The 13,114-nt window shown below is 41.6% G+C and carries 15 protein-coding genes; 11 read left to right on the forward strand and 4 right to left on the reverse strand.

Annotated elements, in window-relative coordinates; all coding sequences use genetic code 11:
* Window positions 1–96: 96 nt before the first annotated feature.
* Window positions 97–306, forward strand: coding sequence for an alpha/beta-type small acid-soluble spore protein (locus V3595_RS16895; protein ID WP_076368100.1), 210 nt, complete (start codon window positions 97–99; stop codon window positions 304–306).
* Between the two features lie 60 nt (window positions 307–366).
* Here the strand turns inward: V3595_RS16895 and V3595_RS16900 are convergent, their stop codons facing one another.
* Window positions 367–1,152 (reverse strand): glycerophosphodiester phosphodiesterase, encoded by a 786-nt coding sequence (locus V3595_RS16900; RefSeq protein ID WP_485908533.1) that lies wholly within the window; start codon window positions 1,150–1,152, stop codon window positions 367–369.
* Window positions 1,153–1,263: 111 nt separating this feature from the next.
* Here V3595_RS16900 and V3595_RS16905 point away from each other — a divergent pair, with 111 nt between their 5' ends.
* The 4 genes from V3595_RS16905 (at window position 1,264) to V3595_RS16920 (ending at window position 5,558) form a co-directional block, all read left to right on the forward strand.
* Window positions 1,264–2,091 (forward strand): undecaprenyl-diphosphate phosphatase, encoded by an 828-nt coding sequence (locus V3595_RS16905; RefSeq protein WP_485908467.1) that lies wholly within the window; start codon window positions 1,264–1,266, stop codon window positions 2,089–2,091.
* Window positions 2,092–2,467: 376 nt separating this feature from the next.
* Window positions 2,468–3,790, forward strand: a complete 1,323-nt coding sequence (locus V3595_RS16910) for an APC family permease (RefSeq protein WP_485908468.1) — start codon at window positions 2,468–2,470, stop codon at window positions 3,788–3,790.
* A gap of 148 nt (window positions 3,791–3,938) precedes the next feature.
* Window positions 3,939–5,129: an MFS transporter gene (locus V3595_RS16915; RefSeq protein ID WP_485908469.1), complete on the forward strand. Its 1,191-nt coding sequence runs from the start codon at window positions 3,939–3,941 to the stop codon at window positions 5,127–5,129.
* Window positions 5,130–5,228: 99 nt separating this feature from the next.
* Window positions 5,229–5,558: a hypothetical protein gene (locus V3595_RS16920; protein ID WP_101223592.1), complete on the forward strand. Its 330-nt coding sequence runs from the start codon at window positions 5,229–5,231 to the stop codon at window positions 5,556–5,558.
* 108 nt (window positions 5,559–5,666) lie between these two features.
* On the opposite strand, the gene V3595_RS16925 is transcribed toward V3595_RS16920, so the two are convergent.
* The gene (locus V3595_RS16925) at window positions 5,667–5,810 is read right to left on the reverse strand and encodes a hypothetical protein (protein WP_241592820.1); all 144 of its coding nucleotides are present in this window, start codon (window positions 5,808–5,810) and stop codon (window positions 5,667–5,669) included.
* A gap of 145 nt (window positions 5,811–5,955) precedes the next feature.
* On the opposite strand from V3595_RS16925, the gene V3595_RS16930 reads away from it, so the two are divergent.
* The 3 genes from V3595_RS16930 to V3595_RS16940 all read left to right on the forward strand — a co-directional run bounded on the left by V3595_RS16930 (window position 5,956) and on the right by V3595_RS16940 (window position 10,033).
* Complete coding sequence (locus V3595_RS16930; protein ID WP_485908470.1) at window positions 5,956–6,819, forward strand: STAS domain-containing protein; 864 nt, start codon at window positions 5,956–5,958, stop codon at window positions 6,817–6,819.
* Between the two features lie 170 nt (window positions 6,820–6,989).
* The gene (locus V3595_RS16935) at window positions 6,990–7,427 is read left to right on the forward strand and encodes a hypothetical protein (protein WP_485908471.1); all 438 of its coding nucleotides are present in this window, start codon (window positions 6,990–6,992) and stop codon (window positions 7,425–7,427) included.
* Between the two features lie 239 nt (window positions 7,428–7,666).
* On the forward strand, window positions 7,667–10,033 hold the full coding sequence (locus V3595_RS16940; protein WP_485908472.1) for a penicillin acylase family protein: 2,367 nt from the start codon (window positions 7,667–7,669) through the stop codon (window positions 10,031–10,033).
* Window positions 10,034–10,087: 54 nt separating this feature from the next.
* On the opposite strand, the gene V3595_RS16945 is transcribed toward V3595_RS16940, so the two are convergent.
* Entirely contained in the window at window positions 10,088–10,306 is a 219-nt protein-coding gene (locus tag V3595_RS16945; RefSeq protein ID WP_048678007.1) for a hypothetical protein, read from the reverse strand.
* Window positions 10,299–10,922: a sigma-70 family RNA polymerase sigma factor gene (locus V3595_RS16950; protein ID WP_485908473.1), complete on the reverse strand. Its 624-nt coding sequence runs from the start codon at window positions 10,920–10,922 to the stop codon at window positions 10,299–10,301. Before V3595_RS16950 ends, V3595_RS16945 begins: the two co-directional genes overlap by 8 nt.
* A gap of 156 nt (window positions 10,923–11,078) precedes the next feature.
* Between V3595_RS16950 and V3595_RS16955 the strand changes: the two genes are divergently transcribed.
* The 3 genes from V3595_RS16955 to V3595_RS16965 all read left to right on the forward strand — a co-directional run bounded on the left by V3595_RS16955 (window position 11,079) and on the right by V3595_RS16965 (window position 12,973).
* On the forward strand, window positions 11,079–11,243 hold the full coding sequence (locus V3595_RS16955) for a YvrJ family protein (RefSeq protein WP_081088496.1): 165 nt from the start codon (window positions 11,079–11,081) through the stop codon (window positions 11,241–11,243).
* Window positions 11,244–11,655: 412 nt separating this feature from the next.
* The gene (locus V3595_RS16960; protein ID WP_485908474.1) at window positions 11,656–12,474 is read left to right on the forward strand and encodes a GNAT family N-acetyltransferase; all 819 of its coding nucleotides are present in this window, start codon (window positions 11,656–11,658) and stop codon (window positions 12,472–12,474) included.
* A gap of 40 nt (window positions 12,475–12,514) precedes the next feature.
* A complete protein-coding gene (locus tag V3595_RS16965; RefSeq protein WP_485908475.1) occupies window positions 12,515–12,973 on the forward strand; it encodes a DinB family protein in 459 nt (152 codons plus the stop codon).
* Window positions 12,974–13,114 lie beyond the last annotated feature (141 nt).

Below are 13,114 nucleotides of genomic sequence, written 5' to 3' on the forward strand. Positions count from 1 at the left end.
AGGATTGAGAGAAACGCAAACAAAAAAAATTCAATAAATTGGCAATAATAATTTAAGCTTAAAATGCTAATTAATATTAGTAGGAGGTGAAAACACATGGCAAACAACAATAACAGCAATCAACTAGTAGTAGCTGGTGCAGAGCAAGCTCTACAACAAATGAAAAATGAAATCGCTAGTGAATTTGGTGTAAACCTAGGTGCTGACACTACTTCTCGCGCTAACGGATCTGTTGGTGGGGAAATCACAAAACGTTTGGTTCAAATGGCTGAACAACAACTAGGCGGTTCAAACTTTTCTCGTTAATTAATTGAATAAATATGGATTTGAAAAAGAAGGAGCATCGCTCCTTCTCTTTCGCATTGTTCAGCCATGTGACTGCCAAGCTTTTAAAATCTTGATTGCCTTTTCAGGGAAATCGGTCATGATGACGTCAACTCCCAACTCTGCCAGCTTGACGATGTCGGCTTCATCATTGGCGACCCAAGGCCGGATTTTATATCCAAGCTTTTTCGCTTTTTCTCTAACTGCTGGAGTCAGGCTGTTTTTATCTGGATGAAATCCCGATTCTTTTTTATCACGTAAGATTTCTTCGAAGTTTTCAGGAAGTCCCTCGAACAATAATGCACGTTCAAGGTCTGGGGCAAGCATCTTCACTTTTTCAATGGATTGATGGTTGAAGGAAGAGAGGATTACCCGATTTTCCATTCCATATTGACGAATTAAATCAATGATCTTCTGTTCAATTCCTTCGTAAGCGAGTTTATCCGTTTTGATTTCGATATTCATCAATAAAGCATTTCCCTTAGCCCAGTCGAAAACGTCCATTAAAAAAGGAATCTGCTCCCCAAGGAATTCATTGGAAAATTTACTCCCCGCATCAGCCGTTTTCAGTTTTTGTGCCGAATGATCCTTTACATAACCATTAAGGGTGGTCGTTCGATCAAGTGTTTCGTCATGGATGATGACCAATTCCCCGTCAGAACTGAGGTGGACATCGAACTCGATTCCCTCGGCGCCGATTTCTGCCGCCTTTTGAAATGCTGCCATGGTATTTTCAGGATGGGTCCCCTTGGAACCTCTATGAGCGAAAATCAGTATGTTTTGCAAAATCATCACTTCCCCTTTAAACTTTATCTTGAACCCTATCATACATGTACGCTTGAATTGTTTCAGCAATGTTTAATAGACAATATTTTAAACAACGAGTAAAATACATATGATATTTCCATAAATAGGTGTTCGAATTATGAGGTGAATAAAATGAATATGTGGGAAATTTTTGTTGCAGTTATCCTTGGTCTTGTAGAAGGATTAACTGAATTTGCTCCTGTATCGTCTACAGGGCATATGATTATCGTCGATGATTTATGGCTGAAATCAACTGAGCTTTTCGGGAGTGAAGTGGCCAATGCCTTTAAAGTGGTCATCCAGCTTGGTTCGATACTCGCCGTTGTTGTGCTCTTTTGGGGACGGTTCATGGACTTGCTTGGTTTAAGGAAGCTGAAAGGCACATCCGCTGTGAACGGCCCAAAGCTTAACCTATTGCAGATCTTTGTCGGATTGTTGCCGGCCGGCGTTTTAGGTCTATTATTCGAAGATTATATTGATGAACATTTATTTACGATGAAGACGGTTATCGTCGGATTGTTCTTGGGTGCGTTTCTGATGATTGCTGCGGATAAATTCCGTCCAAGGCTGACTGCAGAAACGGTTGACCAAATCACTTATAAACAAGCCTTCGGTGTAGGGTTAATTCAATGTTTGTCACTATGGCCGGGATTCTCACGTTCAGGCTCGACCATTTCCGGTGGAGTGCTTTTGGGAATGAGCTATCGCGCTGCTTCCGATTTCACGTTCATCATGGCAGTGCCGATCATGGCTGGTGCCAGTCTGTTGAAGATCGTGAAATACTGGGAATTCTTCACACCTGAAGTTCTGCCATTCTTTATTGCAGGTTTCATCAGTGCATTTATCTTTGCATTATTCTGTATCCGCTTTTTCTTGATTTTAATCAATAAAGTAAAATTGACTCCTTTTGCCATTTACCGGATTGTCTTGGCGGTTGTGCTTCTATTCATTATTTGGTAATACGAAATGAAGCTTGAAAGAGGAGAGGAACCACCCCGTTGATTCGGGGTGGTTTTTTGTGTGTGTCCGAAAATAAGCAGGATTCCCATAAAATTCTTTACGAATGATATTCGAGTTTTATATTTTTTAATTCGTTATTATAGAGTTAAATACCGATAATTCCTTTTAAAATAAAAAAATATTCGGTTTTTAGTACAGTTCCAGACATAATTAGTAAAAAAAATATAAATGTAATAAAGCTCCCTGAGCGTAATGATACCAACGTGTTTGGGTATTTTTTGTAATATTCAAATGATTACATAAACTATTTCCGTATAATTTATATGATATAATTTTAGTATAAATAAAGTACATGTGTACACCTGGGGAGGACAACATGGGAAATGACCAATTGAAGAAAACGATTGGCTTTTGGGTTGGAACATCTATTGTAGTTGGAACAGTTATCGGTTCTGGTATTTTCATGAGACCTGGTGACGTGCTTGAGTTAAGCGGTAATTCAACCATGGCCTTATTAGCTTGGCTGATAGGTGGTCTCATTACCCTTGCAAGCGGGTTGACGATTGCGGAAGTGAGTACACGGATTCCTAAAACGGGCGGCTTATATGTCTATATGGAAGAAGTGTACGGAAAAGCATGGGGATTCCTATGCGGCTGGGTTCAGACATTGGTATATGGACCTGCAGTCATGGGCGCACTCAGTTTATACTTCGGGATATTAGTTGCAGGAATATTTAATATCGCTCCAGGCTACACTTTGGCGATAGGGATTTTTACGATCGTATTTATAGCAGGCATGAATCTTCTGGGGACAAAATACGGCGGTATCATCCAAACCTTATCGACCGTTGCTAAATTGATCCCAATCATTTTCATAGCGGTGTTCGGTATCGCACAAGGTGATATGCCTGTATTCAATATCAATAGTGAAAGTTCAATGAAAATCAGTATGGCCGGTGCAATTTTGGCTACGCTCTGGGCGTATGATGGCTGGATGAATGTCGGCTTCATGGCAGGGGAAATGAAAAACCCGCAGAAAACGCTGCCGCGGGCAATCATAACGGGATTAGTCGTGGTCATGGTCGCTTACTTGGCTGTGAACCTTGCGATGCTTCATGTATTGGGGGCGGAGGGAGTCATAGCTCATGGTACGAATGCAGCGAATGTTGCCGCAACGCTTCTATTTGGTGAATTGGGCGGGAAATTGATATCAATCGGAATAGCGATTTCAATCTTCGGTTGCTTGAACGGAAAGCTTTTGACCTTTCCGCGCATTACCTTGGCGATGGCGACTGATAAAATGATACCAGGCCATAAACAAATCGGAAAAATATCGCCCAAGTTTAAAACGCCTATAAATGCGACGGTATTGCAAGTGATCATTGCAATCATCATGATGGTTGCAACAGACCCTGACAAACTTACCAATATGGCAGTATTCTCTGTCTTCTGTTTTTATGGATTAGCCTTCTTCGCAGTCTTCATCTTACGCAGAAAAGATCCGGATGCGAAAACTTATAAAGTGCCGTTTTATCCATTCATCCCCATCGTGGCGATTGCTGGCGCAATATACATTGTTGTAAGCACGTTAATCGATACACCTTTAAATGCCCTGTACTCGGTGATCATCCTCATTATAGGTATGCCAGTGTACTGGCTCCTTAAAAAAAGTGAGCGGGATGAAAAACGTTCATATTAATTGAAAAACCCTTCACTGCATGCAGTGAAGGGTTTTTGTGATTTGCTGGAACATAACTTTCCCTTTGGACAAAAGTGATGAAATAGACAACTCGGGAAGTTCGTATTAACATAGGGGGAAAGTTAAATAGTGAAGGGTCTGAACAAAAGTGAATTATATCGAGCCTGCTGGTAAATCATTCAGGAAAACAATCTTGGCTTTATTTCTTGGTAGCTTTGTAACGTTTGCGGATCTGTATAGTACCCAACCGGTCATTCCGGTTTTCGCAAAGCAATTCGGAGTCTCTCCTGCAATGGCAAGCCTTACATTATCTTTCGCAACAGGAACGCTTGCACTCTGTTTATTGCTTGTTTCTTTTTTCTCAGAAAATATCGATAGGAAAAAAATAATGGGGACGGCGCTCACTCTGTCTGCATTGTTATCCATATGTGTCAGTTTCATCCAGGATGATCTATACATCCTAATTGCGATACGGGCGATTCAAGGAGCCGTGCTTGCAGGTTTCCCGGCAATTGCGATGGCCTATATCAATGAAGAATTTCATCCGAAAAGCCTGGGCTATGTGATGGGGATCTATGTGAGCGGTTCGAGTATCGGCGGATTGGCTGGCAGGCTGATTGTCGGCGTGCTGACCGACCATTTCTCATGGAACATAGCGATTGGAAGCCTTGGGGCTTTAAGTTTGATCATCAGTCTGGCCTTTTGGTGGATGCTTCCGCCTTCACAGCATGCCGTCCGCGCAGGAGTCTCATTGTCGAGAATCAAAACCTCCCTTATCAATAACTTAAGGAATAGCGGACTAGTACTCTTATTCGGCATGGCCTTCCTATTAATGGGCTCGTTCGTTACCGTTTATAACTTTGTGGGTATACCTTTAATGGGACCGCCATATCATTTATCACAAACATTGATTGGCTTCATTTTCATAATCTATCTTGTGGGGACATTTAGTTCTACATGGATGGGAAAGCTCGCCGATCAATATACTCGGCGGATTGTACTTCTTACCGGAATCGCTATCATGCTGATGGGCGCCCTTTTAACCTTATTGGATCCGCTTTTGCTGAAAATAATGGGGCTTGCGCTGTTTACATTTGGCTTTTTTGGAGCTCATTCAATTGCGAGCAGCTGGGTCGGAAGCTTGGCTGATAAGAGTGAAAAGGCACAAGCATCCGCTTTATATCTCCTGTTTTACTATGCGGGATCAAGCATAGTGGGGGCATCAGGCGGTTTATTCCTGATGAAGTTCGGCTGGGGAGGGGTCATCTCGGCTGTATCGATTCTGATCATCCTGGCTGCCGCTTGTGTGATGATGGTTGAAAAGAAAATCGTTAAATAAAATGATCTTTTCTATCATGTTTTTCCGGAATGCTGAATATAATCTAGTGAAAATGGATATTGAATAATAGATTGATAAGAGAAGAGGGTAATAGATAGAGTGAATCGAAAAGCAGTAATTCTCATTGGGTTAATAGCCGTTTTAATTATATTATTCGTTGTATACTTAACAAGTCCGGGCAGATTGGAAAAAGTGGAGATTGTTGAAAAATACTATCCTCATTTCTCCGATGGCAAGGCAGTCGGTTTTAAGACGAACGAAGTCATTGATGTTACGGAAACCGAAGAGGGATCCAATTGCGCAATGAAATTCAGCAATGGGAAAACGTTGGAAATTGATTGTGACCGTTATTTAACATATAAAATTGATGAAACAGTCTATATTACCACTGAAGGAAACCATGTGAAGGAAATCCGGAGAAAAAGGTAGTGGCTTTTCAATAGTTAATGACGGGAGAGCTGAGTTTGCTTAATAAACAAACTCAGCACTTTTATTTTATCCAATGAAAAAACCCAGACCATTTTGGACTGGGTTTTTTCATTTTTTATCTTTGCTTTTACTTTTATCCTTTTTATTACGCCGAAGTACATCCAAGATTCTGCGGCTGTTATTTTTACTGTTTATGAGTTCTACTAAATCGCTCATGTTTTCAGATTCGAAGTCTTGTTGATCTTTTTTCATGATAATCCCTCCAAGTCATATATCATAATACCCGTATAAAGAAAAGGGTAAACGTCTATTATCATATTGGTAATAGAAGGATTTTATATCTTTAACCATTCATTATTTGATAAAATGTGATAAAAGCCCTGTATGGGAGGTCTACATGGAAGAATTAAGAATGATCGGTGAAAAAATTGAAAAATTTAAATATATCTTAGTGGAGCATATCGAGTTGTTTGAAGAAGAGGAACCGCTCTATGATTTTGAAACCAGTAAAGAGGTACGGTCAAAGCTTATTCAAATTCATGCAGATGCCTTGATTCATGGAAAGGCACAAGCAATGGAAAGTATGAAAATAACGGGTATGGAAATAGGTAAGCGCATCGTGGATATGGGCATTCCTTTAGATAAGAATATTGAGGAAGCTCAGCTTGTGCGTAACCTTTTCTGGAGTTTCATTGAAGAAGAAGTAAGCAATCGCTATTACTCGATTGAAATTCTGCTAAAGGCAAGCTCGATAATTGATGCAATCCTGGACCAGTTCATACACTGTGTGAGTATCAGTTACGTGAATCATTATAAAGAAATGGCGAAAATGGCAAACGATTCTTTGCAGAAGATAAAAGAAAACCAAGAAGTCATGGAAGAATTATCCACCCCTATCGTTCAGACCGTATTAAAGGATGTGCTGCTCTTACCGTTGATCGGACGAATTGACGATTGGAGAATGGAGTCGATGCAATCGACGGTACTGCAAAAATGTGCAGATCTGCATGCGGAAGTATTGATCATGGATTTCTCCGGAATTACCTTTACGAAGGAAAGCAATATGCTCTCCCTGCTGGATCAATTAGTGGGGGCACTGGCGTTGATGGGTACGGAAACGATGTTTGTCGGCTTTACCCCTGATGCCGTGAAAGAGATCGTCAAACTTGATTTCGTAAATCAGGTAAAAGCCTTCCTATCATTCAGGCAGGCACTGGAATATCTGTTTAAACAAAGAGGGCTGGCTCTTAAGCCGGTATAATGGAGGTATCTTTTTTTAGGATATCTTTTTTTCTATGTCATGTAGTTCCCAGGAAGCTTTCATATTTTATCGTCCATCGATATTTCTTCATGATATAGTTAATGGCGTGAGGGCATGTTGATTTTCAGTAACGTGAATAATGTAAAGCGTGTAAGGAAGGTGGACGAAGAGTGTTTTTCAAGAAAAATGGAGAACCTGATCATAACGAAAAATGGTATTGTGTAGGAATCATGACGGATAAAGGGTTGGAGGACGAAGAATATGATGTTTTGTCCAAACGCATCCTCGACGCGGTCCAAAATGTCTCGGTCATATCGGACTTGGTAAGGGTCGAATGGGACCGGGATAAATTGCGAGCCTTGAACGAGCGTTTTCGGGACCCCTCATTTTCCGACCCATGTTTTATCATTAATGAATTCATACCAGAGGATATAAAAAAGGAAAGAAAACTTCTCGAGAAAACTCATAAATGGAAGAGGCTACTTGGTCTCCTCTCCCCGATTGAATACATGGAAGCCGAGACTAAGGCGGCCCATGACTTTGATAAAGCTCTCTTTTATACAGACGATGCAGATAAAGTCATTGAATACATTATTGCAAATAGCTAGCATCCCTGCAACATCGATACATTGTATCGGTGTTTTTGCATTTGATTTAATGTTTATCGGAGCAATTTCGCGGTAGAAATTCGACCTTGCGCAGGAAAAATTCGTCCTTGAACCCTTCCAACCTTACTGAAATAAAAAGAGAGAATGTAAGGATGTTGGTAGGAAAGATGGGGGGAAACGCGGAATATCTTAAATAGATAGAAAGAGAGTTTTATGGGGAGAGAGAGGGAGATGAATCGATGGAAGTTGCTGTACCTCAGCAAAAGCCAAAACGGAAGTGGAGAAAGCGGGTGCTATGGAGTTTTGGAATCATGATGATACTTTTGCTGTCTGTCTTGATTGCTGCAAATGTATTTCTTTCAAGATCCTTGCCGGAAACGAAGGGGGAAATATCGCTTCCAGGTCTTTTGAAACCGGTTACGGTGGTGAGGGATTCAAGTGGGGTCCCGCATATCAACGCAGCGAATGAACATGATTTGTATTTAGCCCAAGGGTATATCCAAGCACAGGATCGTTTATTTCAAATGGATTTAAGCAGGCGTCAGGCTTCAGGAAGATTGAGTGAAGTGATTGGTGAGAAAACCGTCAAAAACGATAAGTATTTCCGTACACTTGGGTTGAGGCGGGCGGCTGAAGCCTCTTATGCAGCATATACAAGTGATGGGAAAGAAGCCTTGGATGTGTTTGCCGAGGGGGTAAATCTTTATATCAATGAATTAAAGGAGAATGGGAAATGGCCGGCGGAGTTCACTCTGCTTGGATACGAACCAGAGCCGTGGACACCCGTCGATTCGCTGACCATCGGTAAATATATGGCCTTTGATTTAGGCGGGAACTGGGAAGATCAGGCGTTTAGGCAGTATTTGCTGCAAACGTTCCCAAAGGAAAAGGCATATGATTTATTCCCTAATTATCCAAAAAGCGCTCCATATATCATCAGCAAGGAAGAACTGGATATTGAAAAAAGTTTTGCCGGGGCCGTTATTCCTTATGAATTCAACGGCAGCAATAACTGGGTAGTTTCAGGCAAGAAAACGGATTCCGGTCAGCCATTATTGGCCGATGACCCCCATCTGGGATTAGCTACACCGTCGGTTTGGTATCAAATGCATTTGGAGGCCCCGTCAGTCAATGTGAGCGGTGTTATTTTTGCCGGGATTCCGGGAATCATACTAGGTCATAACGAAAAGGTCGCTTGGGGTGTGACCAATACCGGTCCGGATGTTCAGGATCTGTATATTGAGAGGAGAAACCCGGAAAACGAGAAAGAATTCTCCTACAAAGGTAAATGGGAAAAAGCTGAAATCTTGGACGAACCCATCAAGGTGAAGGATGGGAAAACACTTGACTATCAAGTGACGGTTACCCGCCATGGACCCGTTGTCTCCGAGTTTGCCGGGAAAAGCGGAAAAGATACCGTGCTTGCCTTAAGGTGGACGGCACTTGATCCATCGGCCGAGCTTGAAGCGGTACTGAATATGAATAAGGCGGAAAGCTGGAAAGAATTCGAAAAGGCCCTCTTGAAATTCGAAACGCCGGCACAGAATTTCGTCTTTGCCTCAGCCGATGGGACCATTGCATACAAGGCGAATGGGAAAATCCCAATCCGGAAAAAAGGTGATAGTATGCTGCCTGTACCTGGCTGGACGGATGAATTTGAGTGGAAAGGCTATATTCCCTTTGATGAACTTCCAAAAACGGTGAATCCAAAAGAGGGATTCATTTCGACAGCGAATAATAAAGTCATCTCAGATGATTACCCCTACCATATCAGCAATAACTGGGCACAGCCGTACCGCCAGATGAGGATACAGGAGTTTTTAAAGGCGAATAAAAAGCTTACGGCCGAGGATATGCAAAGCCTGCAGATGGATAAAGTGAATTTGCAAGCTAAGGAGTTTGTTCCTCGATTCGTGGAGGTATTGAAAGGTCCATCTGGGAAACAGGAAGCCCAGGCACTGACGATTCTGATGAAATGGAATCATATCGATTCAGCTGATGAAGCGGCACCGATGATTTTTAATGTCTGGATGCGAAATATAGGGGATGTTCTGCTTAAAGAAGAAGTACCGGAAGAAACCCTCACCCTTTTTAATGGAAGGCGTTCGGCGGTTGATGAACTACTAAGGCGGGCACTGGACGGTAAGCCGGGCCCTTGGATTGAAGATGCAGGCGGACTTGAGCAGGTGCTTGCCAAGTCGTTACAGGTGACGTTAACGGAACTGGAAGAATCACAAGGTGACGATATAGCTGATTGGGAATGGGGAAACTATCACCAGGTCAGGTTTAACCACCCGCTATCAAGTGTCGCCCCGTTACATTATTTATTTAACGGCGGCGGCATTCCGGTAGGCGGCAGCAGTGTCACCGTACAGGCAGCGGCATTTTTAGATGATGGAACCGTTAATCATGGCGGCTCCTGGAGATTCGTCATCGACCTAGCCGACATGAATCAAGGATATCACCTCGTTGGCCCGGGTCAATCAGGTAACGTGAAAAGTGAGTGGTACCACGATCAGCTTGATGATTGGGCAGCAGGTACTTATCATAAAACCACTTTAGATGACCCAAAAGGTGATATGCTGACATTGAAACCATCATACTGATATTCAGAAAAAAAGTACCAAGTCCAGCATCCTTGCTCTGGACTTGGTACTTTTTCATTGTTTTTGCTTAGTAAGGAATTCTGCAAGGAACTCCTCAAAATTAGGGGCTTCGATTGCTGCGATTTTTTCATATGATTCAATGATCTTGAGTTTAATTTCTTGCTCCAGATCATTCCGGTCCTGATAGTTCGTGTTTTTTAACGATTTTTTTATTTTAGGATTCAAAGAGTCGATTAGATCCAACAATTCTTCTTTTGACAGTTTTTTATCCACAATGGCTTTTCTCCTTTCTAACATATACCTCATCCATATAGTGCTTTCGAAGTTTTTTTAGAGCTTGTTTACGGATGCTTGAGATATTCTGTGGCGACTCCTGGAAAAAGGCAGCGATTTCCTTGTTGGATAGGCCGTAGGAAAAGATCATGGTCAGCACCAGGTTTTGTTTGGCTGTTAACTTCTTCAAGGCTTTTATCATCTCTTCATCACTTATGTGTGAAGCGAGTTCATTCGTTTCCCCCATCTTTTCAAGTTGAACATCCAAGGTGCCGATTCGATCGATCAATCCGCCAGTATCCCTTGGTGTCGCATCAAGTACCATTCGATAGCGTTCCCGCTGCTTCCGTGCCCTTTTATCAAAATCAACAGAGAAAAAGTAAATTAAGGAGCACATGTATTTGTATACTTTAGCCCGGTAATAGAAAATTTTGAAAGTCTCGTTGAGATGATCAATGTTGTGGGAAGAAGGGGAATCAAGAGTTTCAGTGAAAATCTTTAAATGCTCTGGGTTCTGTAAAAATAATTGAATGATCGGTTGTGCAAAGAAAGATGAGTACTGTTGCTGCAGAAACTCCAATGAATGAGAAAAAAAATGAGAAGTTAATTGGTTCATTGTTATCCCTCCTTTTATTAATAAAGTGATAGACAAGGGGAATAAATCAATTATATAAGAACATTCGTTCCTTTTTCCATAAATCAATAGTGCTAGATTGATTTTTTTTGACAAGTTTCACTTTAGATATCAGATACAAGAAAAGGGGTGAAGAGGATGATGATTGAGGATGCTACTATGTGGGTTTCATTAGTTAGCGAATTTGGCTATCCATTCGTCGTTTCTATGTTTTTGCTCTTCCGCTTCGGTAAACAATTAAAAGAACTGACAACGGACGTAGAGAACTTAAAAAAGTCCGCTCATAAAACGAAAAAACGATAACCTCAGGACGTAAGTGCCGGATGGTAAACACCGAATTTCGGATTCTATTCTAAAAAGGGTCCGGAATTCGGGTATAAAGAAATGGGTACTAACTGAATTCAAGATTTTGTTAAATCCCTCCCTTAACCTAAAATAAAATAATGATAAACCATTATTTGGAATATAGCACAAAATAGGTAAAAAATAATCGTCATTTGGAATCATTTTACTGCTATAATTCATCCGTCAATGGAATTAGATAGGAAATCCTCCCCTCGTAGGATTTTAGTTTTATGGATTAAAGTGAAAATACTTTTAAAAAAACAACATTCATCAATAAACTTCTGAATAGTATGCGGCACCCAAGTAAAAGGGTGCTGCTTTTCTTATTTTTTTGGTAATAAACTGATAATATGGAAAAGGGGTGGCAAATTTGAAAAATGAACAGCTGGAAGATATTCGGATCCTGCAGCAAGAATGTGAACGGGAAGGTTTTACGTTAAAACTGAATTGGGAAACGCTTCGCAGTCGAAATGGTGTTCATAAGAATGATTTTCTCCACTATGATGGATTGAAGCTTGTTGGTTTTCTTGGTCTTTACGATTTTGGAAACAAAGCGGAGATGTGCGGGATGGTGCACCCTGACTACCGGAGGCAAGGCATTTTTACTAAGCTGCTGGAAGAGGCGATAAGGAGTGCCGTGGAGCGCAACTATAAGGTGATTCTCTTGAACTCACCTGCTCAATCACATTCAGGGACAGAATTTTTGAAGCAGCTCCCATGTGAGTTTGCTTTCTCTGAGTTTCAAATGAAATGGTCCGAAACGGAGCTTGATGATTATGATGATGCAGTCGTTCGCCCTTCGCGGAGAGATGATGAGGAAACGGAGGTTCAGCTGGATATTCAATGTTTCCAATTTACGGAACAAGAGGCGAAGGATTATTATCAGCGCATCCTCTATGAGGATACTCTGAAAACCATGATGATTGAAAAGGGTGGCCTTGCAGTCGGTAAGATCCGTGTTGATCACTCTGGCCGGGAAGCGTGGATTTATGGATTTTCCATTTTGCCAAAATACCAGGGAAAAGGACTTGGCAGGAAGGCATTGAAAAAGGTTGTAGCCGAACAATGGCAACTGGGATATGATATTTTTCTGGAGGTCGAGGCGACTAATGAGCATGCTTTAAGACTCTATGAATCTTGTGGATTCAAAACCATTCAAAGACAGGATTATTATCAATACAAAGGCTGAAGGGTGCTTGACGATAAAGAGTGTTAGGAGGCAGGGATGGATGTTGATCTTATTCAATTATAACTGGCAGGTGCGAAATGAGTGGTTCAAGTGGTGCCGGTCCTTACCGAATGAGGAGCTGAAACGGCAGCGCACAGGAGGGATAGGGAATATATTGAAGACACTCGCCCATATTATCGATGTCGAATGCAGCTGGATCAGGGCCATACAAGGGAAGCCTGATGTCGAGATCGATTTGGAAGCTTATGATACGATCGAAAAGGTAGAAGATTTATCCACTTGTTATCATTCTGAGGTCATTGACTATTTGAACTCGCATGCAATTGAAGAAGAGAATGAAATGATTCAGCCAGCTTGGATGGAGGGGACATACGAAAAAGGCAGGATACTGCGCCATCTGATAGCGCACGAAATTCACCATATAGGCCAGCTGTCCATTTGGTCGAGGGAGATGGGCATCGAACCGGTATCCGCCAGTTTAATAGATCGGGATTTATAGGCTTTATGTTTTAAAAACTGGTAATAAAAAAAGGGATTATGGAAGGAGGACAAGCAGGGAATCCATATTGGGTATAATGGTCGCTTCACAGGAAAACGCCTTGGACTGGATTGGACAGGTTAATTCTTAATATAAGGGATT

This window comes from Bacillus sp. CFBP9009 (assembly GCF_036541465.1).
In the GTDB taxonomy this organism is placed as follows: Bacteria; Bacillota; Bacilli; order Bacillales; family DSM-1321; genus Peribacillus.